Origin of the sequence: Methylorubrum thiocyanatum (assembly GCA_014138645.1) — a bacterium.
Lineage (GTDB): Bacteria > Pseudomonadota > Alphaproteobacteria > Rhizobiales > Beijerinckiaceae > Methylobacterium > Methylobacterium thiocyanatum.
The window spans coordinates 106294-127213 of record JACJIB010000011.1; the positions used below are offsets into that span (position 1 = coordinate 106294).

The window sequence follows — 20920 nt, forward strand, 5'->3', positions numbered from 1 at the left end:
CGGCCTACTCGGCCGGCGCGACCAGCGTCGAGGGCGTTCTGGGCGGCACATCCGTCGAGCGCGGCTCGTAGGCGAAGGTCTCGGGCATGAACAGCAGGTAGAGCGCGAAGCCCGCCGCCGCGATCGCCGCGAGCACGAGGAAGGCCGCCGAGTAGCCCGCTCCGACGATGACCACGCCCGCAAGCGTCGCGCTCAGGGCCGCGCCGAGACCCTGCGCCGTCGCCACCGCGCCCTGCGCGACGTTGAACCGGCCGGTGCCGCGGGTGAGGTCGGCCACGACGATCGGGAACAGCGCGCCGTAGATGCCGGCGCCGACGCCGTCCAGGCATTGCACCGCCACGAGGTAGAACGGGTTGTCGGAGAAGGTGTAGAGCACGCCGCGCAGGGCCAACACCCCGAAGGCCACGAGGAAGATCGGCTTGCGGCCGAAGCTGTCGGCCTTGGCGCCGACCAGGATCGCCATCGGCACCATCACGCATTGGGCGGCGACGATGCAGACGGCGATCAGCGACGTCGCGTTGTCCTTGCCCACGACCTTGGTGAGCAATTGCCCGACGGAGGGCAGCATCGCCGCGTTGGCGAGGTGGAAGGCGGCGCAGAGCAGCGCGAACAGCAGAAGGTGGCGGTTGCGCAGGAGCAGGCTCAGGCCAGAGGGCTGCTCGCAGGTCTGGTCGGCGGCGCAGTCGAGGCCGCGGGCGAGGTCGTCGTCGATGGCGTCGGCCGGCACCATCAGCATCGCGGCGATGGAGCAGGCGGCGAGGATGCCCATCAGCCAGAACACGACGATGGGGCCGAAGAGATAGGCGAGCCCGCCTGCGAGCATCGCCGAGACCGCATTGCCGGCATGGTTGAAGCCCTCGTTGCGGCCGATGCGCTTCGAGAACAGCCTCGGGCCGACGATGCCGAGGGTGATGCCGGTCAGCGCCGGCGCGAAGACCGAGCCGGCCATGCTCGCCAGCGCCTGCGTGCCGGCGACGAGGTAGAAATTCGAGATCCACGGCAGGACGAGGCAGCTCACCGTGACGACGACCGCCGCGGCGATGACGACGCTGCGCTTGGCGTTGGTGCGGTCGATCAGGGCGCCGGCCGGTGTCTGGGCGAGCAGGCCGGCGATGCCGGCGATCGTCATCACGAGGCCGATGGTCGCCTCGTTCCAGCCCTGGTCGGGGCCACGCACGGCCAGCAGGTAGATGGCGAGATAGGGGCCGAGGCCGTCGCGGACATCGGCGAGGGTGAGGTTGAGCAGGTCGAGCCCGTGCAGGGCGCGCCGGGACGGCGTCCGCGATACCGGAGTGGGGGAGGGCTGGGCGTCGATAGGCATCGGCGTGTTCCAGGCGCGTGCAACGCCCCGGAAGGCGACGGCCAGCCTCCGGATAAGGCGATGCATGATCGAGTGTTTCGACCGTCGAAGGGTACGAAGCGTCCCAGAAATGCGTCGGGGATCGGTTCGATCCCGGCGCTAAGGCTCGGGCGCAGGCTTCGTTCCGACGGTCGAATGATTTAATCCATCGGCGACCATCAAGTCTTCGTGTTGCCGGGGCGTCCGGAATTGGCGGCGGCCGTCCACGGCAGGCGGTAACGCCGTCTTAGTCATGGCGGCGACCGGCGCCCGGTCTCGCGTTTCCGAGGAAAGGTTTGCTTAGAGCCGAGCGCCGATAGAGGGCGCCCGCCACGTTTCGAACGAGTCCGATGCGCAGCTCCGATGGCGAGAAGAACCAGGCGGACGGGGCCCCGTCGGTCGCGCTCCGGCGCGGACCGGCCCGGCACCTTCGCTCGGCCCGGAGCTGGATCGCCCTCGGTGTCCTCGCGCCGCTCGGCATGCTGGCTCTCTCGGCGGTGATGCTGTTCGATCTCAGGCGAGATGCCTGGGAGAAGGCCGAGCAGACCTCGAAGAATCTGCTCCAGGTGATCGAGCGCGACATCGCCCGTAACGTCGAGATCATCGACCTATCGCTTCAAGGCATCGTCGACACTCTGAAGATGCCGGGTTTGGCCGACATGGATCCGCGCCTGCGCCAGCTCGCACTGTTCGATCGCGCTACGACGGCACGCGACATGGGGGTCATGCTCGTCGTCGACGAGAACGGAGACACGATCTTCGACGCGAAGACGGTCCCGGCCCGTCGGGTCAACAATGCGGATCGCGAATACTTCCAGCTCCACAAGGCACGGCCCGATCACGGGCTGCAGATCAGCCCGCCCCTGATCTCGCGCCTCCTGGGCGAGCCGGTGACCGTGCTGAGCCGCCGCATCGACAAGCCTGACGGGTCCTTCGGCGGCGTGGTGCAGGCCAGCCTCAAGCTCGCCTATTTCAGCGCCCTGTTCGACCGGATCGGCCTCGGTCAGGACGGCGCAATCAACCTCTACCTGCGCGACGGCACCCGCCTGATGCGCTACCCCGCCGTGGAGGCCGATATCGGGGCGAACATCGCCGGAGCCCCGACCTTCCAACGCTTCCTCGCGGAGCGCAGCGGCAGCTTCACGGGCACCTCGGTTCGCGACGGGATCGAGCGTTACTACGCCTTCACCCAAGTCGGCGACCTGCCGCTCGTCCTCAATGTCGCGCTCGGGACGCGGGAGATCGAGGCCGAGTGGCAGAGCAAGGCCGTGGGCATCGGCCTCGCCATCCTCGTCCTGTGCGGATTGACAATTCTGCTCTCGCTGCTGTTCGGGCGGGAACTGCGCCGCAGCGCCGCCATGCAGGCCGAACTGGCCCGGCTCGCGGGGACCGACCTCCTGACCGGGCTGCCGAACCGGCGCCGCTTCGAGGAAGCCTTCGAACAGGCTGCGAAAGCGTCGCGGCGCGCGGACCGGCCGCTCGCGCTCCTCGTGATCGATGCCGACCACTTCAAGCGCTACAACGACCGTCACGGGCACGCCGTCGGCGACGCGGTGCTTAAAAGCCTCGCGAGGAGTTTGACGGAGAGCCTTGGCCGGCCGAACGACCTCGCCGCCCGGGTCGGTGGGGAGGAGTTCGCCGTCCTGCTCCCCGATACGGATCGGGCCGGCGCCGCGCGCATCGCCGAAGCGATCCACGCGGCCGTTGCCGGCCTCGCCGTCCCCGCCGCCGGGATCGGCCCCGGGTCGATCACCGTGAGCATCGGCCTCGCCGTGACCGCGGGCGACCGGGCGACGGAGGATCTCTACCGGCGCGCCGATGCCGCCCTCTACGAGGCCAAGGAGAGCGGGCGCAACCGCACCTGCTGCGCCCCCGGCGCCGCGGAAGAGGCGCCCGACCGGCCGCCGACGCGCCTCACTGCTGCACCGCAGCGGCGCGTCGCGCGCTGAGGCCGGGGCCGCTCCGGCGAGCCCGCTCGCGCGATGGCCTTACGGGCAGGGATGGCGGGCGCCGTCGTTGCCGAGATAGGTTCCGCTCCGGGCGTCGTAGGAACGGAACCGGCGGGCGCAGGCCGCCACGGCCTCCGGATCGGCGCCGCCCTGCACCACGACGGGGGCGGCCTGGGCCTGCGAATTGGCGATGGCGCCGCCGAGGATGGCCCCGGCCGCGAGGCCCGCCACGCCCGCGCCGACCGCGGCGCCAACGCCCGGGCCACGGCGATAGCCGCGGCCATAGCCGTAGCGGCGATGCCCGTAATGGCGGTGTCCGTAGCGGCGGAACTGGACGTAGCCGGTCGGCAGATCGCCTCGGATCAGGGCTTCCACCGGGCTCTGTGCCGCGGGCGCGGCCGAAGCCGAGACGGGGGCGCCGACGAGGAGAGCCGCAACGGCAGCGAAGGCGAAGGACGATTTCATCAGTCTGGCAACTCCATGATGCAGATCGAGCCTCGGCTCGAAACGGGACGCCGACCGGTTCGACCGGCCGGCGTCTCAAGGACAACGTGCGAAGCGGGAGCCCGCATCCGGCGTCGTGATGTCGCCGGATGCGGGGCGTGAATCCCGTCCCGGTCGCGAACTCAGTCGCGAGCGGTCGGGTAGATCGGCTTCGGCGCGGCGAGCAGCCCGCCGAGGAAGGCGGCGATGGCGCCGAGGATCAGGGCGATCGAGGCGTAGAGGGCGCCCTGGGTCGCGAGCGACTTCGCGGTCTTGGCTGCTTCTTCCGCCTGCTTCTTGGCGCTGGCGACCGCCTGCTCGTACTGCTTCTGGTAATCCTGCACCTGCTGGCGGGCTTGGTCGACCGGGATGTTCTGCGCCTTGGCGAGCGCGTCGGCGGCGCGGGTCTCCGCCTGCTGCTTGTCCGCGGCGTCGCCCGAGAGCAGGGCCCGCATGGCCGAGACGGCGGCGTCGCGGGCGGCCTGCGGATCCTGGCCGGCGGCCTGATCCTTCACCCGCTGCTCGATCCGCTCGAGGGGGTTCGGAATCTTGGTCAGCGAGGGGGCGGCAGCCTGCGCTGCGGTCTGAACCGTTCCGCCGACGAGGTTGCCGGCTCCGCCGAGCGCCGAGCCCACGGTGCTGACGGCGCTGCCGACGAGGCCGCTCGCGGCGGAGGTCAGCAGGTAGAGGACGACGAGGGTGGTGGCGACCCAGGAGACGAAGCCGTGCAGCCCGGCGACGCCGCGCGCGGGCTTGCCGGCAAGGCGCCCGGCGATCAGGCCGCCGATGAGGGATGCGATGATGCCCGAGGCGACGAACCACGCGCCCGCACCGAGCGAGAAGTTCGATGCGCTCGGGTTCTCAGCCGCGGTCTCGACGCTGACCGAGGCGAGGCCGGCAGCCACGCCCACGAGGTTGATGACGACCTGCGTCACCAATGCCGTCGCGGCACCGGCGAAGACGGCGCCCCAGGAGACTTGGTTGAGGGCCACGGTCTCGCGGGCAAGGGTCCGCGTCCCGTCGACGGGGGTCGGTTGAAAGCCGGAAGGATAGGTCACTCTGGTACTCCAAGTCTGGCAGCGAGGCCCGGGGGCGTTAGTTCGGGCGCTCGGAAGAAGGGGCAGCGGTCAGTTGCGTCCGCGCACGAGCAGTCCGAGGCCGAAGCCGATCAGGCCGGCGACGATCAGGGAGGCGTGCGGCCACTCGACCGAGCGCTCGTGACCCTCATGCAGGGTCCGGCGGCCGCGATCGTAGAGGTCCTCGGCGGTGTCGTAGGCTTCGTCCGCGGCGTGACGCACGGCGTCCTTGGCCTGACCGTACACGCTCTCGGCCCGGCCCGAGGCCTCGCGCAGGCGGCCCTCGGCGGAATCGCGGCGCGAGTCGGTCAAATCGCCGAAGGCGCCCTGTACCTTGCCGCCCAACTCCCGGGCGGCACCCGTGATCCTGTTCGTATCGACCATGGTCGCGATCCTCGCTCTCGATGTTTTGGTCCGCCGCCTTCGAGGGCGGGACTTCGTTCGATTCCGGCCGTCAGCTTGGCCGGGCAGCGGAGCACGAACGGATTGTGGACAATCTGGTTCCGGTGCCGTGAGGCGGATCCACAGTCACAATCGCGCCAGGACTTCGCGTAGGTTTGAGACTTCGCGCAGGCTCGAGACTTAAAGCCGGTTCAAGACTTCGCCCAGGTCCAACGGGCGGAGTGGCCTGCGGTGCCCGTACCGGTCTGCATTCGCGTTCAACGACGGTTCAATCGGCGCGCCCTACTTGACGGAGGCCGGCGCGGCGCCCCGCCGCCCGAAATGTCGGGAGATCGACATGCGTTCTTCTCTTCTGCGCACCTTCACCGTTCTGATCGGGCTCGCCGCCGCCCCGGCGCTGGCGCAGGCGCCGAGCCCCGCCACACCCCCCGCCGCAACGAAGCCGCCGGCGAGCGCGCCGTCCGCGCCCAGTGCCGCTCCATCGGCCGCGCCGTCCAAGATGGACGCCAAGATGGACGCCAAGACGAATCCCAAGACAGAGACGAAGGCGGAGCTGATCGACATCAACTCGGCCACGGCCGAGGAACTGAGCCGGCTCAAGGGGATCGGCGAGGCGCGCTCGGCCGCCATCGTCAAGGGCCGCCCCTACCGGGGCAAGGATGAGCTGGTTCGCAAGAAGATCCTGCCGGAATCGGTCTATGCCGGCATCAAGGACCAGATCATCGCCAAGCAGAAATAGACTTTCATCCGCCGGTTCGTCGGCGGCCCTATCGGGACGGCGCGCGCGGTGCTACGCGCCGCCGGACCCGCACTTCGCAGACGCCCGAACCGCCCATGTCCGCCGCCAGCTCCCGGATCCGCCTCCATCGCGGCGACCTGCCGCCCGATTTCGCGCCCGGCGCGGCGATCGCCATCGACACCGAGACGCTGGGGCTCAATCCGCACCGCGACCGGCTCTGCGTCGTGCAGATCTCCCGCGGCGACGGCAGCGCCGACGTGGTGCAGATCCGGCCCGGCGACCCGGCGCCGGAGCGGCTCAAGGCGGTCCTGGCCGACGCGCAGGTCGTCAAGATCTTCCACTTCGCCCGGTTCGACCTCGCGGTGCTGTTCAAGGCGTTCGGCGTGATGCCGATGCCGGTCTACTGCACCAAGGTCGCTTCAAAGCTCGCCCGGACCTACACCGACCGGCACGGCCTGAAGGACGTGGTGCGCGAACTCGTGGGCGTCGATCTCTCCAAGCAGCAGCAATCCTCCGACTGGGGCGCCGAGGCCTTGAGCCAGGCGCAGATCGACTACGCCGCCTCCGACGTGCTGCACCTGCATGCAGCCCGCGAACGCCTCGACGCGATGCTCGCCCGCGAGGGGCGCACCGAGATGGCGCAGGCCTGTTTCGATTTCCTGCCGACGCGGGCCAAGCTCGATCTCGCCGGCTGGCCGGAGATGGATATCTTCGCCCACACATGAGCCGGAGACCACGCCCGAGGCGATGCCGGCCGGCAACGCTTCCCGCGGAAGAGTGCCGAGGCGCCGCGTTTCGCACTGCTTCCGGTGCGGGGGCGCACGCGGGCGCCGTTGATCATCTCTGGCTGACGAGGCCATAACTTCGCCACCGCACCGGGGCATCCGGCCGGCAGGGCGCGACCGCACGCGCCGACCCTTCAGGAACGCGATGCAGGCGGCCGACACCATCCAGACGGAGACGGATCTCCTCGCGCTCGCCGCGAACGAGAACGCGCGTCGCAGGCGGGCGCACGGGCGGGCGCGCCGCCACAGCGCGCAGGTGCGCACGCTGCGCCGGGTGATCCCCTTCGCCGCCGGCTTCGCCGTGCTGGGGCTGGCGGGCATCGTGCTGTGGAGCCCGTTCTCGGGCAGCATCCCCAACGTCTCGATCGGTCCGATCAGCGTCTCGGGCACCAAGGTCACCATGGAGAGCCCGCGCCTGTCCGGCTTCCGCAAGGGCGAGCGCGGTTACGAAGTGGTCGCCGAGGCCGCGCAGCAGGATGTGCGCAAGCCCAGCATCATCGAGTTGCAGGCCATGAAGGGCCACGTCGCCACCGACGACAAGGGCGGCCGCGCCTATCTCCAGGCGCGGGGTGGCGTCTTCGACTCGACCCGTGAATCGCTCAACCTCGAGAATGACATCCGCCTCTGGACCGACAAGGGCGAGGAGGTCCGCCTCTCGGTCGCCGCCGTCGATTTCAAGACCGGCAGCCTGCGCTCGTCGAAGGCCGTGACCGTGACGGTGCCTTCGGGTTCCATCGTCGCCGACAGCCTCGATGTGGTCGAGAACGGCCGGGTCATCTCCTTCGTCGGCCGGGTCCATGCCGTGTTCCACGGCGACGAGGCCGATTCCGGGGGCGCTGCCGCCAAGGTCGCCCTGCGGTCGGATTCGGAGCGCATCCACACCTCCGCGGCGGAACCCACGCGATGACGCGGCGTCTCGGCCCGGCCCTGGCCGCCGGAATTGCCCTGCTCCTGGCCCTGCCGGCCGCTGCCGCTCCTCCCAAGGAGTCTGCCAAGGACACGAAGGAGAAGTCCGCGCCGCTCGGCACCGTCGGCGGCGGCAAGGGGCCGATCAAGATCGACGCCGACCGTCTCGACGTGTTCGACAAGGAGAACAAGGCGATCTTCGCCGGCAACGTCGTGGCGGTTCAGGGCGAGAGCACGATCCGCTGCTCGGCCATGACGGTCCATTACAAGCGCGACAAGGACAAGGATCCGGGCAAGGACGCCGCGAAGGGTGATCCGAAGACCGAGGCTCAGGCGGCCGAGGACGCGAAGGCCAAGGCGGCGATGGGCGGCAGCGGCATCCGCAAGGTCGAGTGCGCCGGCCCCGTCACCGTGGCGCAGAAGGATCAGATCGCCACCGGCGACAATGCGGTGTTCGATCAGGAGGCCAAGCGCATCGTGCTGACGGGCAACGTCGTGCTCAGCCAGTGCCAGAACGTCACCCGCGGCTCGCGGCTCGTCTACGACATGGCGACCGGCCGCGCGAACATGGACCCGGTGGCGGGCGGGCGCGTCTCGGCGATGTTCGTGCCGGGCGAGGGCGCCGAGGCCAAGGGGGGGCAGCCGAAGGGCTGCACCCAGCCGGCCGTCGCGGCCAAACCCGGCGGCAAGGCTGCCGAGAAGCCAGCCGCGAAGACGCGGGCGCAGGCGAACTGACCATGGCGGGAGCCGGGATGCCTGCGGGCGTGCCGCGTCACGCGGTCGCCCAGCCGAGGCCGATGAGCCACGGCCGTAAGGCCTCGTGGTTCGGCCGCCTGTTCGGGCGCGACGGGCCGGCACCGCAGGCGGCGTCCGATGCCGCCCTGGCCGAGGGCGGCGGTCCGGGCGTCCTTCACGTGCGGGGCCTGCGCAAGAGCTACGGCGCGCGCACCGTCGTCCACGAGGCCGGGCTCACCGTGCATAACGGCGAGGCGGTGGGGCTGCTCGGGCCGAACGGCGCCGGCAAGACGACGATCTTCTACATGATCACCGGCCTCGTACCGGCCGACCGCGGCTTCATCAGCCTCGACGGGATGGAGATCACCCACCTGCCGATGTACCAGCGCGCCCGCCTCGGCATCGGCTATCTGCCGCAGGAAGCCTCGATCTTCCGCGGGCTGTCGGTCGAGGACAACATCCGCGCCGTGCTGGAAGTGGCCGAGCCCGACCGCAAGACCCGGGAGCGCAAGCTCGACTCGCTGCTCGAGGAGTTCGACATCGCTCGCTTGCGCAAGTCGCCCTCGATCGCCCTATCGGGCGGCGAGCGTCGACGCTGCGAGATCGCCCGGGCGCTCGCCTCCTCGCCGACCTTCATGCTCCTTGACGAGCCCTTCGCCGGCATCGACCCGATCGCAGTGGGCGACATCCAGGATCTGGTGAAGCACCTGAAGCAGCGCGGCATCGGCGTGCTCATCACCGACCACAATGTCCGCGAGACGCTGGGCCTGATCGACCGCGCCTACATCGCCCATTCCGGCCGCATCCTCACCGAGGGCACGCCCGAGCAGATCGTGGCGAACGAGGATGCCCGTCGGCTCTATCTCGGCGAGGATTTCCGCCTGTAGGCGGACCGCCGACCTTCCCGAGACGGTCACCCGATCCGGTCACGGCTCCTGAACCACGGTTGCCGATCGCCCCCGTGCGGGCAAGGCTTTCTTGGTTCCCACCATGCGACCCGCGAGCGTCGCGCCTTCCGCTGCACGGGAGCGGCCGTGGCCGGCCTGTCCCGCTGCGCCTGTTGCAGGTCTGCAGGTTTATCTGGATTTCGCTGGCGCGGCGCCAATCAGACTTTGACGTCCGCGTTCGATGTGGTTAGACCTAAACAAAGGAGAAGCAAAGAACGTGCCGGATTGGGGGCGGCTCTCGCTCGGGCTGCGTTTTCGCAATGATTTCTGAGGGTTGGGCGTCGCGATGAGTCTGCTGCAACGGCTCGAAATGCGCCAGGGTCAGTCCCTGGTGATGACTCCGCAGCTGCTGCAGGCGATCAAGCTTCTCCAACTCTCGCAGCTCGATCTCGCAGCCTATGTCGATGCCGAGCTGGAGCGCAATCCGCTGCTGGAGCGCACCGAGGGCGAGCCGGCCCCCGAGCGCGAGGCGCCGGAGGCGTCGGGCGACGGCGACTACGAGGGCGGCGACGGGCCGGAGCCCGAGGGATGGCTCGCCTCCGACATGACGCCGAGCCGCAGCGAGATCGAGGGCGACCTCGACACGCGCCTCGACAACGTCTTTGCCGACGAGAACCCCGCCCCGCGCGAGACCGCGGCCGGCGACATGCTTTCTCTGACGCCCGCACCCTACGGCAATACCGGCGGCAGCTTCGACGGGGAGCTTCCCGATTTCGAAGCGTCGCTGACCGCCGAGACGAGCCTGCGCGAGCACCTTGCCGCCCAGCTCGACCTCGCGACCCAGAACCCGTCCGACCGATTGATCGGCAGCTTCCTCATCGACGCGGTGGACGATGCCGGCTACCTGCGCGAGGACATCGATGGCGTGGCCGAACGGCTCGGCGCCTCGCTCGACGACGTCGCCCGCATCCTGAAGCTCGTCCAGACCTTCGACCCGCCGGGCGTGGCTGCCCGCGACCTCGCCGAATGCCTCGCGATCCAGCTCCGCGAGCAGGATCGGTTCGATCCGGCGATGCAGGCCCTGGTTTCGCGCCTCGACCTCGTGGCGAAGCGCGACTTTCCCGCCCTGCGCCGCCTGTGCGGCGTGGACGACGAGGATCTCGTCGAGATGCTGGCCGAGATCCGCCGGCTCGATCCGAAGCCCGGCCGCGCCTTCGGGGCGCACGCCGTCGAGGTGCTGGTCCCCGACGTGTTCGTTCGCCCGGCACCGGACGGCTCCTGGCTGATCGAGCTGAATTCCGAGACGCTGCCGCGGGTGCTGGTCAACCAGAGTTACTATGCCCGCGTCTCCAAGGGGGCGGTGGCGGACGGCGACAAGGCCTTCCTGTCCGAATGCCTGCAGACCGCCAACTGGCTCACCCGCAGCCTGGAGCAGCGGGCACGCACGATCCTGAAGGTCGCCACCGAGATCGTGCGCCAGCAGGATGCCTTCTTCCTGCACGGCGTCGCCCATCTGCGCCCGCTGAACCTCAAGACCGTCGCCGAGGCGATCGGCATGCACGAATCGACCGTCTCTCGGGTGACCTCCAACAAGTCGATCGGCACCAGCCGCGGCACCCTGGAGATGAAGTACTTCTTCACCGCCGCGATCCCCGGCGCGGCCGGTGCGGCGGCCCATTCCTCGGAGGCCGTGCGCCACCGCATCAAGCAGCTCGTGGACGCGGAAGCCGCCGACGTTCTGTCCGACGACGCGCTGGTGCAGCGGCTGCGCGACGAGGGCGTCGACATCGCGCGGCGCACCGTCGCCAAGTACCGGGAGTCGCTGCGCATCCCCTCCTCGATCGATCGCCGCCGGGCGAAGATGGCCGGTGCCACCCGCTGACCGATGAGGGCGGTGCCGTCACGCGAAAGCCTTGCGCCGGCTCGCCTTCGCGTTGACTCTTCGCGTTGACTTGCCCCGCCCCCCTTTCTAACTCTCGAAGCCCTCGGGAGGAAAAGCGGAGACGTCGATGGCAGGTTTGCGGGTCACGGGGCATGGCCTCGATCTCGGTACGGCCCTTCGAGGCCGGGTCGAAGACCGCATGGCGGCGACGCTTTCGAAGTACCTCGATCCGCATATGAGCGGTTCCTGCACAGGGCACGTGACGCTGCGGCGCGACGGGACCGCCTACCGCACCGACTGCGTGCTGCATCTCGTCACCGGCCTGACGCTGGAAGCCTCGGGTGCGGCGCACGACGTGCATGCGAGCTTCGAGCAGACCGCCGACAAGCTCGAGAAGCGCCTGCGCCGCTACAAGCACAAGCTCAAGACCCACGGCGCGCCGAGCCATAACGGGGCGGATATCGAGGCGGCCTACGCCGTCTTCGCCGCCCCCGATGAGGATGTCGACGACGAGCCGGCCGAGGCGGAGGAGGGCGACCACCCGCCGGTCGTGGCCGAGAGCACCCGCACCCTCAAGCGCCAGTCGGTGAGCGAGGCCGTGACCGCCCTCGACATGACCGGCGCCCCCGTCGTCGTTTTCGTTCACGCTGGCACCGGGCGCATCAACGTCGTATATCGGCGCAGTGACGGCGCCATCGGGTGGGTCGATCCGCCCGGCGACCGAGGTTGAGGCAAGGGCCCGTTTCGGGCCATCTCGGGCAGGGGCTCGGGCGTCCCTTACGAAGCTCCGGCCGCGCCGTTGCGGACGGGCGATGGACTTCCGGTTCCTGGAAGGCCGCGTGAGGCGCTCCATGCCGGGGCTATCCGGCCCCGGAAGCCGTGCATGAGAACGCGGGACCGCCCACATGCCGGATGGATCCCGCCCACGAGGCGTTTAGTTTTCATGCCGATGCTCGAATTCCTGAACCCGGACTCGGTCGTCTCCACCCTGCGCGTGCGCGACAAGAAGCACGTGCTGCAGGAGCTGGCCGCCCACGCCGCCCGCCGCCTGCCCGGCCTGTCCGACCGCGACATCTTCGAGACTCTGCTCCAGCGCGAGCGCCTGGGCTCCACCGGCATCGGCGACGGCGTCGCGATCCCCCACGGCAAGCTGGCGCAGCTCGACCGGCTGTTCGGTCTCGTCGCCCGCCTCGAAAAGCCTGTGGATTTCGACGCTCTCGACGGCCAGCCCGTCGATGTCGCCTTCCTGCTGCTGGCGCCGGAGACCGCCGGAGCCGACCACCTCAAGGCCCTCGCTCAGGTCGCCCGGCTCTTGCGCGAACCCGGCATGCTGGAGCGCATCCGCAGCGCCCGCGACGCGACCGCCCTCTACGCGCTCCTGGCCAACGGCCCGACGACGCAGGCCGCCTGAGCATGATCCTGTTCCACCCGCGCACCGCCCTCGTTCTGGCGGTGCTCCTCGCGCCCGGCAGCCTCCAAGCACAGGGCGAGGCCGCCTGCGCCCGTGATGTGCTCGTGGCGGGTTCGATGCAGCGGCAGGCGATCGATCAGCTCGAAGGCGGGGGCGACGACGAGGCGAGCCTGTGCCGCGTCTGGCGCCGCCATGTCGAGACCATGCGCCGGATCGCCGGCGTCTACGGCCGCTGCCTGTCCGGCCCCGAGCGCACCGAGCGCCTGTCCCAGGTCCAGGCCTCGGAGAAGGAATTTTCAGGGCTTCTGCGCAGCCGCTGCCGCGGGATGTGAGGGCGAGCGCGGCTGTTCGCGCCACGCGTTTCGTGCATGATCGCTGCAACCGCCCGCGAGCCTCGTCCGGGCCTTCCGGCTACGGATGCGGAGTGAGCGTGCCTCCCTTTCCCTTCACCGCCATCGTTGCCCAGGAGGAGATGAAGCGAGCGCTGCTGATCGCGGCCGTCGATCCCTCCGTCGGCGGCGTCCTCGTCTTCGGTGACCGGGGCACCGGCAAGTCCACCGCCGTGCGGGCGCTGGCGGCGCTGCTGCCGAGGATCCGGGCGGTAGCGGGCTGTCCCTATTCCTGTTCGCCCGAAAGCCCGGCCCAAGCCTGCCCGCATTGTTCCCAGGGGAGAGGCAAGAGCCATCAGATCCCGGTGCCGGTGGTCGACCTGCCCCTCGGCGCGACCGAGGATCGGGTGGTCGGCGCCCTCGATCTCGAGCGGGCGCTGACGAAGGGCGAGAAGGCGTTCGAGCCGGGCCTGCTGGCGCGGGCCAACCGCGGCTTCCTCTATATCGACGAGGTGAACCTCCTGGAGGACCATCTCGTGGACCTCCTGCTCGACGTGGCGGCCTCCGGGGTCAACACGGTGGAGCGCGAGGGCCTGTCCCTGCGCCACCCGGCGCGCTTCGTCCTCGTCGGCAGCGGCAATCCGGAGGAGGGGGAACTGCGCCCGCAGCTTCTCGACCGCTTCGGCCTCGCCTGCGAGGTCGCGACGCCGACCGACATCGCCACGCGAATCGAGGTGGTGCGCCGCCGCGATGCCTACGAGCGCGACGGGGAGGCGTTCTGTGCCGCCCAAGCCAAGGCGGAGAAGGCGCTGCAGAAGACGATCCTGTCCGCCCGCGAGCGGCTCGGCGGCGTCGGCGTTCCCGACGCGGTGCTCGAGAGCGCAGCCCGGCTCTGCCTCGCGCTCGGCACCGACGGCCTGCGCGGCGAACTCACGCTGATGCGCACCGCCCGGGCGCTCGCTGCCCTCGAAGGGGCCGACGTCGTCTCAGTGGCGCATCTGCGGCAGGTGGCGCCGAGCGCGCTGCGCCACCGCCTGCGCCGCAACCCCCTCGACGAGTCGGGCTCCACGGCGCGCGTGGCGCGAGCCGTGGCAGAGGTGCTGGAACCGGCCTGAAGCCTCGTCCCGAGCCTCAATTGTCCTGGTCGATGTCCTTGTCGAGGACCGTCTTCGATTCGACCGTGGTGTCGGCCTTGAGCCGGTAGACCAGCGGGATGCCGGTGGCGATCTCGAGGCTCGCGATGGTCTTGGTGGTCATGCCGTCGAGCACCATCACCAGCGCCCGCAGCGAGTTGCCGTGGGCGGCCACCAGCACCCGCTCGCCCGACATCACGCGCGGCAGGATCGTCTGGATGTAATAGGGCAGCACCCGCGCGGCGGTGTCCTTGAGGCTCTCGCCGCCGGGCGGCGGCACGTCGTAGGAGCGGCGCCACTCGTGGACCTGGGCATCGCCCCAGCGCTCGCGGGCGTCGTCCTTGTTGAGGCCGGAGAGGTCGCCGTAATCGCGCTCGTTGAGCGCCTCGTTGCGGATCGTCTCCAGGCCGGCCTGGCCCATCTCCTCGAGGATCAGCGCGCAGGTGTTCTGGGCGCGCCGCAGGTTCGAGGTGAAGGCGACGTCGAACTGCGTGCCTTGGCTCTTGAGCCAGCGCCCGGCCCGGCGGGCCTCGTCGATCCCGAGCTCCGTGAGCTCCGGATCGCGCCAGCCGGTGAACAGCTTCTTCAGGTTCCACTCGCTCTGGCCGTGCCGAGCGAGGACGAGCAGGCGCTCCATGGGATGGGTCTCTCCGGAGAAGGGCAGGCGGGGCCGCCGCGGCACGGCACCCCGGAAGTATGGGCGGGCCTCTACCAGAGGCCACGCCGCCCCCCAAGCCCAAGCCTGACGTTCCGCCGAATTCGTTATTCGGAGATAAGTCTAATCCCGCAGTCCGAGCACGTCGTCCATGCCGTAGAGCCCCGGCGGCTTGTCGAAGGCCCATTGCGCCGCCCGCACGGCGCCGCGGGCGAAGATCGCCCGGTCCTCGGCGTGGTGGGAGAGGGTGATGCGCTCGGAGGGCCCGGCGAAGATCACGCTGTGATCGCCGACCACCGAACCCCCGCGCAGGGTGGCGAAGCCGATATCGCCGGGCCGGCGCGCCCCGGTATGCCCGTCCCGGGTCGAGACGCGGGTCTCGGCCAGCGCCACGCGGCGGCCCTCCGCCGCCGCCTCGCCGAGCAGCAAGGCGGTGCCCGAGGGGGCATCGACCTTCATGCGGTGGTGCATCTCCAGCACCTCGATGTCGAACTCCTCGCCGAGCGTCGCGGCGACCTTGCGCACGAGACCGGCGAGGAGGTTGACGCCGAGCGACATGTTGCCCGAGCGCACGATGCGGGCGTGGTAGCTCGCCGCCTCCAGCCGCTTCAGGTCGTCCGCGGACAGTCCCGTGGTGCCGACGACGTGGACGATACGGGCCTGCGCGGCGAGTTCGGCGAAGGCGACCGTCGCGGCCGGCGCCGTGAAGTCGAGCACGCCGTCGGCGGCGACGAAGCGTGACAACGGGTCGTCGCTCACCGGTACGCCGAGATCGCCGATCCCCGCGAGGCGCCCGGCATCCTGTCCCAGGGCGGGAGAGCCGGGGCGCTCGATGGCCCCGTGCAGCGTGCAGCCCTCGGCCTCCGCGACCGCCCGGATCAGCATCCGCCCCATGCGCCCCTCGGCGCCGACAACGACGAGCTTCATGATGATCGACTTCCCGCTTCGATGGATGGCCGGCTCACCCGTCGGGTGTCGCGCCGATGGGCCTTTGAAGCTCTATACACGCTGCGAGGCGATCAGCGGGCCGAGCACATCCGACACGCCGCTGACGGTGATCTGCGTGCCGACGCACAGCAGCAGGAAGGCCGAGAGGCGCCCGAGCACGCGGGCCCGCACCGGACCGATCAGGGTCACCACCCGGTCCGCCGAGCCGTAGGCGAGACGGATCACGCCGGCGATGGCCACAGCCGCCAGGGAAGCGCCGAGGAAGAAACCGGCGAGGTCACCCGGTTCGGACGGACGATTGGCCCCGAGCGCGATGGCGACGGCGATGGTGCCGGGCCCGGTGGTGAAGGGCAGGGTGAGCGGAAAGAAGGCGACCTCGGCGAGATTCTCGCCGGCCTCCGGCTCGGCCTCGGCATGTTTGCGGGCCTCCCGCGCCTCGGGCGCGTTGAGCAGGGTCCAGGCGAAGGCCGCCACGAACAGGCCGCCGGCGATGCGCAGGGCCGCCAGCGACACGCCGAAGAAATTGAGGATCGGGGCGCCGGCCCAGAGGGCGGACAGCATCACCAGGGCTGCGTAGAAGCCGATCCGCCGCGACAGCTCCGCCCGCTCCGCCTGCGAGCGGTCGGCGGTGATCTGCGCGAACATCAGCGCCGAGCCGACCGGGTTCACGATCGAGAACAGGCTGGACAGCGCGAGCAGGAAGCTCGGCAGCACGGTCTCGAATCCGATGGATGCCAGCATGCTTGCCCGGCTCGACGGTGGGGAGAAAACGGGCCGGCTTTAGCCCGGCTGCCCCGCCGGCACCAGCACCCGTGCCGGCACCCGGCTCTCCAGGCGGCGCACCTGCCGCACCGCAACCGGGCGGTAGAGCTGTTTCGTGGCATCCACCACGTGCAGGCCCGCGAACGGCATGGCGAGGCCGGTGCCGAACCGCTCCCAGGCCGCGGCCGTGCGCAGCCAGAACCGGCTGCGGATCGGCGGCATATAGAGCGTCTCGGCCCAGCCCTCCGGCGAGAACAGCGTGTCGCGCATCAGCCGCGAGAGCTGCGAGCGGCTGTAGGGCTGGCCGTGGCCGAAGGGCGTCGCGTCCCGCCGTGCCCAGACGCCGGTGCGGTTGGGCACGACGAGGATCAGGCGCCCGCCCGGCGTCAGCACCCGCCAGACCTCGGCCAGCAATTCGCTCGGGCTCTCCACGGCTTCGAGGCCGTGGACGAGGATGACGCGATCGACCGCGGCCTCGGGCAGGGGCAGCATCGTCAGGTCGGCGAGCGCCGTCACCGAGCGTCCGCTGGAGGGCCAGTTCACCACGCCCTGGGTCGCGGGCATGAAGGCCAGCGTACGCTCGGCGATGACGTGGACCGGGCCGAGATAGGGCGTGACGTAGCCGAGCCCCAGCACGCGCAACCCCGAGACCGAGCCGAGGAACCCGTGGATCGTCCGGCCGACGACACGGTGCGTGACGACGCCGAGCGGACTGGCGTAGAAGGCGCGCAGGTCCGTGACGTCGAGGCGCATCGGATGGGGTGCCGGCACGGCCGGTGATCCTCCACGAGACGGTTTCCGCAAGGCGGATGCCGCATCAATGGGGATCGCGGGCGCGTCCGGCAAGCGGGTTGGGCGAAGGTGCTGGTGGAGGGCTCGACCCGCCGCGGCGTAAGCGCGGCTGCGCCTCCGATTCCGGAACCGCCGCCAGCGCGCACAGGTTCCTCGCCCGGCACCGGCCGGCCGACAGGCTCCCGCCGGCATCCGGGCGTGAGCGTCCTTCTTGGCGAAAGGGTCTTCGATGACGAGAGCGGCTCCCGAACTCCGCACCTTCCTGTGCCGGAGCGACAATATCGGCGTGCTGATCCGCGATCCCGCCAGCGGCGCCTGTGCCGCCATCGACGTGCCGGAGGCAGGTCCCGTGCTCGCCGCCCTCGACGCGGAGGGCTGGACGCTCACCGACATCCTCGTCACCCATCGCCACGGCGACCACATCGAGGGCATTCCGGAGGTGGTCGAGCGCACGGGCGCGCGCGTGACCGCGCCGGAGAAGGCGCGCGCGGCGGTGCCGGGGGCCGCCCGCTACGTCAAGGAAGGCGACACGGTCACCGTCGGCGGTCTTTCGGCCCAGGTCTGGGAGACGCCGGGCCACTGCGCCGACCACGTGACCTACCATTTCGCCGATGCCGGCGTGGCGTTCGCGGGCGACACGCTGTTCACCCTCGGCTGCGGCCGGGTGATGGAGGCCGAGCCCGCCACCCTCTGGCGCTCGCTCAAACGCTTCCTCGCTCTGCCCGATGCGACCGCGGTCTATAGCGGACACGATTACGTGCTCTCCAACGGCCGGTTCGCGCTGGCCGCCGATCCGGACAATGCCGACTTGAAGGAGCGGGTGGCGCAGGCCGAGCGCCTCGCGCAGGAGGGCCGCTTCCTGATCCCGTCGACCATCGGCGAGGAGAAGGCGACGAACCCGTTCCTGCGCGTGTCCGAGCCGGCACTCGCCCGCTCGGCCGGGCTGGAGCCCGGCTCGGACCCGGAGGCGGTGTTCACGGCGCTGCGGGCCTGGAAGAACCGCTTCTAAGAGGGGGGACGGGCGGGCCGGCCTTCCATTACCGTGCCGCATGTGTCCGGCGAGATCTTGCCTTCGGCCCGATCCCGTGTGATCGAAGCCCACGGTTTGCGCATCGCAACACGACCCGCTCGTCCGCGTATCCTCGGCGAAAGGCCGGTTCCCTTGCCCACCCTGTTCCGTTTCCTCGCCACGATCGCGATCCTCGCGGGCCTCGTCTTCGCGGGCATGTTCGCGCTGGCGACCTTCGTTCAGCCGACCCCGCGGGAGATCAGCGTCACCATTCCGCCCGCGAAGCTCCAGCCGGGCAATCGATGAGCGCGGACGGGTCCGTGCTCCCGGGTGGGGCGGAGGATCCGGGCCAGCTCTTCCTCGACATGCTCGCCGCCGAGCGCGGCGCGGCGGCCAACACCCTGGCTGCCTACCGGCGCGATCTCGACGATTACCTCGGCTATCTGGCGCAGCAGGGGATCGACCCCGAAGAGGCGCAGGCCGATCAGGTGCGGGCCTATATCGCCTCCCTGGAGCCGCGCGGGCTGAAGGCCTCCTCGGCCGCCCGGCGCCTCTCCTGCATCCGCGGCTTCCATCGCTTCCTCTACGCCGAAGGCTATTGCGAGACCGATCCGACCGCGCCGGTCGCCGCTCCGCGCCGGGCCAAGGGCCTGCCGAAGATCCTGTCCGTGGCAGAGGTCGACCGCCTGCTCGCTACGGCGCGCGACCGCGTCGAGGCGGCCGGCGACGACCGCACGGAGGCCCGTTCCGCGGCGCGGATGCTCTGTCTGCTCGAACTCCTCTACGCCACCGGCCTGCGCGTCTCGGAACTCGTCGCCCTGCCGCGCTCGGCCGCCAGCGCCCGTGAGCGCTACCTCGTGGTCAAGGGCAAGGGCGGACGCGAGCGCCTCGTGCCCCTCACCGAACTCGCCCGCGAGGCGATGCGCGCCCACGTCGCGCATCTGACCGCCGACGGGGCCTGGCTGTTTCCCGCCGACAGCGAGAGCGGCCATCTCACCCGGCAGGCCTTCGCCCGCGACCTCAAGGTCGCCGCGGCTGCGGCTGGCCTGCGGACCGACCGGGTGAGCCCGCACGTCCTGCGCCACGCCTTCGCGAGCCACCTGCTCCAGAACGGCGCGGATCTGCGCATCGTCCAGGAATTGCTGGGGCACGCCGACATCTCGACGACGCAGATCTACACCCATGTGCTCGATGAGCGGTTGAAGGGTATGGTGCGAGATCTGCATCCGCTGAATGATCAGAGCGATCACATCGGCGCGGGCAATGTTTCCTCTGAAGAACCGTATTCGACCGCACAATAAAGCGGCTTTTAAATAGGCTGTGCGGAGAAAATTTGCCGATCGACGGTCGCTATGCCAAGCAATCTTATTGACATCTTGATCGTGACCTGACCATTTCAGGAACGACCACGATGAGGGGAGGCGGCGCGACAGCCTGAACGGGCCCGTGCCACGGATACGATGCGCCTCGACCTCACGACGCTTTTCCTGATGACGGTCGCCGTCACCTTCACGGCGGGCGTGCTGTTCCTGCTGTCGTGGAGCCAGACCCGCCGCGAGCGCTCCCTGGCGGTCTGGGGCATCGCCCACCTCGTCGGCAGCCTCGCCTCGCTGATGCTGGCCTTGCGCGACCAGATCCCGGACAGCCTGTCCATCGGCCTCGCCAACGCGCTGATGATCGGCGCCTACGGGCTGATCTGGAGCGGGGTGCGTGCCTTCGAGGGACGCCGGCTGCGTCTCGGCTGGGCGCTGGCCGGCGGAACAGTCTGGCTCGCGGCCTGTCTCATCCCCGCCTTCTACGGTTCGCTCGTCGCCCGCGTCGTTCTCGCCTCGACGCTGGCCGGATTCTACTGCGCCTCCGGCGGGCTCATGATCTGGCGCGGTCGCGGAGAGCCGCTGGTCTCGCGCTACCCCGCCCTCGTTCTGCTGGCGAGCTATGCCGTCCTCTACTGGATCCGCGTGCCGCTGGCCTTCGCCTTGCCGCTGCCGGCCTCCGTCGCGATCGCCTCGCCGTGGTTCGCCATTCTCTGCTTCACCGGCACGCTCTACTCGGTCGCCATCGCCTTCGTCTTCATGGCGCTGACGAAGGAGCGGGCCGAGCGCGAGCAGCGGCTCGCCGCCGAGACCGACGCGCTCACGGGCATCGCCAATCGCCGCGCCCTGGTCGCGGGCGCCGAGCGCCACCTCGCCGTCGCGCCGGCCGCGCTTCTCCTGTTCGACCTCGATCGCTTCAAGGCGATCAACGACCGCTACGGCCACAGCGTCGGCGACGCGGTGCTGGCCGCCTTCTGCACCATCGCGGCGCCGCTGCTGCCGCCCGAAGCCGTGTTCGGGCGGATGGGCGGCGAGGAGTTCGCCTGCCTCCTGCCCCGTCTCGACGAGCGGGCAGCGGCGCGCGTGGGCGAGCGGGTTCGGGCTGCCGTCGCCGGCTTCGATCATCCGGACTACCCGGATCTCGCGATGCGGGTGAGCGTCGGCGTGGCGGCCGAGAGCCAGATCGGCGGCAGCCTGGATTATCTTCTCCGCCGGGCCGACGACGCTCTCTATCGGGCCAAGCATGCCGGGCGCGACCGGGTCGTCACTGCCGGGGACGACCCGCTTCTCCGCGCCGAGGCGGAGCCGGACGCGGTCGCCGTGAGCACCGTCCACACCGTTCGGTCCGCCACCCGCTGAAGCCCGCCCGGGGGCCATCGACGGCG

Annotated in this window: 23 protein-coding genes; 15 read left to right on the top strand and 8 right to left on the bottom strand. The window is 70.3% G+C overall.

Annotated elements, in window-relative coordinates:
- Window positions 1–4: 4 nt before the first annotated feature.
- Window positions 5–1321, bottom strand: a complete 1317-nt coding sequence (locus HNR51_RS24390; protein ID WP_182556663.1) for an MFS transporter — start codon at window positions 1319–1321, stop codon at window positions 5–7.
- A 368-nt stretch (window positions 1322–1689) separates the two neighbouring features.
- On the opposite strand from HNR51_RS24390, the gene HNR51_RS24395 reads away from it, so the two are divergent.
- Complete coding sequence (locus tag HNR51_RS24395) at window positions 1690–3288, top strand: sensor domain-containing diguanylate cyclase (protein WP_182556664.1); 1599 nt, start codon at window positions 1690–1692, stop codon at window positions 3286–3288.
- A 39-nt stretch (window positions 3289–3327) separates the two neighbouring features.
- Here the strand turns inward: HNR51_RS24395 and HNR51_RS24400 are convergent, their stop codons facing one another.
- The 3 genes from HNR51_RS24400 to HNR51_RS24410 form a co-directional block, all read right to left on the bottom strand.
- Window positions 3328–3753 carry a BA14K family protein gene (locus HNR51_RS24400; RefSeq protein WP_141951511.1) on the bottom strand — a complete coding sequence of 142 codons (426 nt, stop codon included), beginning with the start codon at window positions 3751–3753 and terminating at the stop codon, window positions 3328–3330.
- 161 nt (window positions 3754–3914) lie between these two features.
- A complete protein-coding gene (locus tag HNR51_RS24405; protein WP_152277128.1) occupies window positions 3915–4829 on the bottom strand; it encodes a PhnA-like protein in 915 nt (304 codons plus the stop codon).
- A 69-nt stretch (window positions 4830–4898) separates the two neighbouring features.
- Window positions 4899–5231, bottom strand: a complete 333-nt coding sequence (locus tag HNR51_RS24410) for a CsbD family protein (protein WP_012454316.1) — start codon at window positions 5229–5231, stop codon at window positions 4899–4901.
- A 355-nt stretch (window positions 5232–5586) separates the two neighbouring features.
- Here HNR51_RS24410 and HNR51_RS24415 point away from each other — a divergent pair, with 355 nt between their 5' ends.
- The 10 genes from HNR51_RS24415 (at window position 5587) to bchI (ending at window position 14038) form a co-directional block, all read left to right on the top strand.
- Entirely contained in the window at window positions 5587–5988 is a 402-nt protein-coding gene (locus HNR51_RS24415) for a ComEA family DNA-binding protein (RefSeq protein ID WP_182556665.1), read from the top strand.
- 95 nt (window positions 5989–6083) lie between these two features.
- Entirely contained in the window at window positions 6084–6713 is a 630-nt protein-coding gene (locus tag HNR51_RS24420; protein WP_182556666.1) for a ribonuclease D, read from the top strand.
- Between the two features lie 205 nt (window positions 6714–6918).
- Complete coding sequence (locus HNR51_RS24425; RefSeq protein ID WP_141951516.1) at window positions 6919–7680, top strand: lipopolysaccharide-assembly, LptC-related protein; 762 nt, start codon at window positions 6919–6921, stop codon at window positions 7678–7680.
- Window positions 7677–8414 carry an LptA/OstA family protein gene (locus HNR51_RS24430; protein WP_182556667.1) on the top strand — a complete coding sequence of 246 codons (738 nt, stop codon included), beginning with the start codon at window positions 7677–7679 and terminating at the stop codon, window positions 8412–8414. The genes HNR51_RS24425 and HNR51_RS24430 overlap by 4 nt, the downstream gene beginning before the upstream one ends.
- 17 nt (window positions 8415–8431) lie before the next feature.
- On the top strand, window positions 8432–9301 hold the full coding sequence (gene lptB / locus HNR51_RS24435) for an LPS export ABC transporter ATP-binding protein (protein ID WP_012454321.1): 870 nt from the start codon (window positions 8432–8434) through the stop codon (window positions 9299–9301).
- Between the two features lie 346 nt (window positions 9302–9647).
- Entirely contained in the window at window positions 9648–11183 is a 1536-nt protein-coding gene (gene rpoN, locus HNR51_RS24440) for an RNA polymerase factor sigma-54 (RefSeq protein WP_182556668.1), read from the top strand.
- 127 nt (window positions 11184–11310) lie between these two features.
- The gene (gene hpf, locus HNR51_RS24445) at window positions 11311–11913 is read left to right on the top strand and encodes a ribosome hibernation-promoting factor, HPF/YfiA family (RefSeq protein ID WP_152277133.1); all 603 of its coding nucleotides are present in this window, start codon (window positions 11311–11313) and stop codon (window positions 11911–11913) included.
- A gap of 213 nt (window positions 11914–12126) precedes the next feature.
- A complete protein-coding gene (ptsN, locus tag HNR51_RS24450; RefSeq protein WP_012454324.1) occupies window positions 12127–12594 on the top strand; it encodes a PTS IIA-like nitrogen regulatory protein PtsN in 468 nt (155 codons plus the stop codon).
- Window positions 12595–12596: 2 nt separating this feature from the next.
- Entirely contained in the window at window positions 12597–12926 is a 330-nt protein-coding gene (locus tag HNR51_RS24455) for a hypothetical protein (RefSeq protein ID WP_182556669.1), read from the top strand.
- Window positions 12927–13024: 98 nt separating this feature from the next.
- Entirely contained in the window at window positions 13025–14038 is a 1014-nt protein-coding gene (gene bchI, locus HNR51_RS24460; protein WP_182556689.1) for a magnesium chelatase ATPase subunit I, read from the top strand.
- Between the two features lie 16 nt (window positions 14039–14054).
- Here the strand turns inward: bchI and HNR51_RS24465 are convergent, their stop codons facing one another.
- From HNR51_RS24465 to HNR51_RS24480, 4 genes are all read right to left on the bottom strand, one after another.
- A complete protein-coding gene (locus HNR51_RS24465; RefSeq protein WP_012454327.1) occupies window positions 14055–14693 on the bottom strand; it encodes a 2,3-bisphosphoglycerate-dependent phosphoglycerate mutase in 639 nt (212 codons plus the stop codon).
- Between the two features lie 141 nt (window positions 14694–14834).
- Window positions 14835–15638, bottom strand: coding sequence for a 4-hydroxy-tetrahydrodipicolinate reductase (gene dapB, locus HNR51_RS24470; protein ID WP_141951520.1), 804 nt, complete (start codon window positions 15636–15638; stop codon window positions 14835–14837).
- A gap of 72 nt (window positions 15639–15710) precedes the next feature.
- Entirely contained in the window at window positions 15711–16400 is a 690-nt protein-coding gene (locus tag HNR51_RS24475) for a MarC family protein (RefSeq protein WP_012454329.1), read from the bottom strand.
- 39 nt (window positions 16401–16439) lie between these two features.
- Entirely contained in the window at window positions 16440–17174 is a 735-nt protein-coding gene (locus tag HNR51_RS24480; RefSeq protein ID WP_041371342.1) for a class I SAM-dependent methyltransferase, read from the bottom strand.
- A 268-nt stretch (window positions 17175–17442) separates the two neighbouring features.
- Here HNR51_RS24480 and gloB point away from each other — a divergent pair, with 268 nt between their 5' ends.
- The 4 genes from gloB to HNR51_RS24500 all read left to right on the top strand — a co-directional run bounded on the left by gloB (window position 17443) and on the right by HNR51_RS24500 (window position 20894).
- Window positions 17443–18222, top strand: coding sequence for a hydroxyacylglutathione hydrolase (gene gloB, locus HNR51_RS24485; protein WP_012454331.1), 780 nt, complete (start codon window positions 17443–17445; stop codon window positions 18220–18222).
- Between the two features lie 153 nt (window positions 18223–18375).
- Window positions 18376–18528: a hypothetical protein gene (locus HNR51_RS24490; protein WP_012454332.1), complete on the top strand. Its 153-nt coding sequence runs from the start codon at window positions 18376–18378 to the stop codon at window positions 18526–18528.
- On the top strand, window positions 18525–19523 hold the full coding sequence (locus HNR51_RS24495) for a site-specific tyrosine recombinase XerD (RefSeq protein WP_182556670.1): 999 nt from the start codon (window positions 18525–18527) through the stop codon (window positions 19521–19523). The genes HNR51_RS24490 and HNR51_RS24495 overlap by 4 nt, the downstream gene beginning before the upstream one ends.
- Window positions 19524–19682: 159 nt before the next feature.
- Window positions 19683–20894 (top strand): GGDEF domain-containing protein, encoded by a 1212-nt coding sequence (locus HNR51_RS24500; protein WP_182556671.1) that lies wholly within the window; start codon window positions 19683–19685, stop codon window positions 20892–20894.
- Window positions 20895–20920: the final 26 nt, after the last annotated feature.

Excerpts from the sequence above, each read along its gene's own strand:
- HNR51_RS24390 (WP_182556663.1), bottom strand. The coding sequence starts at position 1,321 with ATGCCTATCGACGCCCAGCCCTCCCCCACTCCGGTATCGCGGACGCCG.
- HNR51_RS24395 (WP_182556664.1), top strand. The coding sequence starts at position 1,690 with ATGCGCAGCTCCGATGGCGAGAAGAACCAGGCGGACGGGGCCCCGTCG.
- HNR51_RS24400 (WP_141951511.1), bottom strand. The coding sequence starts at position 3,753 with ATGAAATCGTCCTTCGCCTTCGCTGCCGTTGCGGCTCTCCTCGTCGGC.
- HNR51_RS24410 (WP_012454316.1), bottom strand. The coding sequence starts at position 5,231 with ATGGTCGATACGAACAGGATCACGGGTGCCGCCCGGGAGTTGGGCGGC.
- HNR51_RS24415 (WP_182556665.1), top strand. The coding sequence starts at position 5,587 with ATGCGTTCTTCTCTTCTGCGCACCTTCACCGTTCTGATCGGGCTCGCC.
- HNR51_RS24420 (WP_182556666.1), top strand. The coding sequence starts at position 6,084 with ATGTCCGCCGCCAGCTCCCGGATCCGCCTCCATCGCGGCGACCTGCCG.
- HNR51_RS24425 (WP_141951516.1), top strand. The coding sequence starts at position 6,919 with ATGCAGGCGGCCGACACCATCCAGACGGAGACGGATCTCCTCGCGCTC.
- HNR51_RS24430 (WP_182556667.1), top strand. The coding sequence starts at position 7,677 with ATGACGCGGCGTCTCGGCCCGGCCCTGGCCGCCGGAATTGCCCTGCTC.
- lptB (WP_012454321.1), top strand. The coding sequence starts at position 8,432 with ATGCCTGCGGGCGTGCCGCGTCACGCGGTCGCCCAGCCGAGGCCGATG.
- rpoN (WP_182556668.1), top strand. The coding sequence starts at position 9,648 with ATGAGTCTGCTGCAACGGCTCGAAATGCGCCAGGGTCAGTCCCTGGTG.
- hpf (WP_152277133.1), top strand. The coding sequence starts at position 11,311 with ATGGCAGGTTTGCGGGTCACGGGGCATGGCCTCGATCTCGGTACGGCC.
- ptsN (WP_012454324.1), top strand. The coding sequence starts at position 12,127 with ATGCCGATGCTCGAATTCCTGAACCCGGACTCGGTCGTCTCCACCCTG.
- HNR51_RS24455 (WP_182556669.1), top strand. The coding sequence starts at position 12,597 with ATGATCCTGTTCCACCCGCGCACCGCCCTCGTTCTGGCGGTGCTCCTC.
- HNR51_RS24465 (WP_012454327.1), bottom strand. The coding sequence starts at position 14,693 with ATGGAGCGCCTGCTCGTCCTCGCTCGGCACGGCCAGAGCGAGTGGAAC.
- dapB (WP_141951520.1), bottom strand. The coding sequence starts at position 15,638 with ATGAAGCTCGTCGTTGTCGGCGCCGAGGGGCGCATGGGGCGGATGCTG.
- HNR51_RS24475 (WP_012454329.1), bottom strand. The coding sequence starts at position 16,400 with ATGCTGGCATCCATCGGATTCGAGACCGTGCTGCCGAGCTTCCTGCTC.
- HNR51_RS24480 (WP_041371342.1), bottom strand. The coding sequence starts at position 17,174 with ATGCGCCTCGACGTCACGGACCTGCGCGCCTTCTACGCCAGTCCGCTC.
- gloB (WP_012454331.1), top strand. The coding sequence starts at position 17,443 with ATGACGAGAGCGGCTCCCGAACTCCGCACCTTCCTGTGCCGGAGCGAC.
- HNR51_RS24495 (WP_182556670.1), top strand. The coding sequence starts at position 18,525 with ATGAGCGCGGACGGGTCCGTGCTCCCGGGTGGGGCGGAGGATCCGGGC.
- HNR51_RS24500 (WP_182556671.1), top strand. The coding sequence starts at position 19,683 with ATGCGCCTCGACCTCACGACGCTTTTCCTGATGACGGTCGCCGTCACC.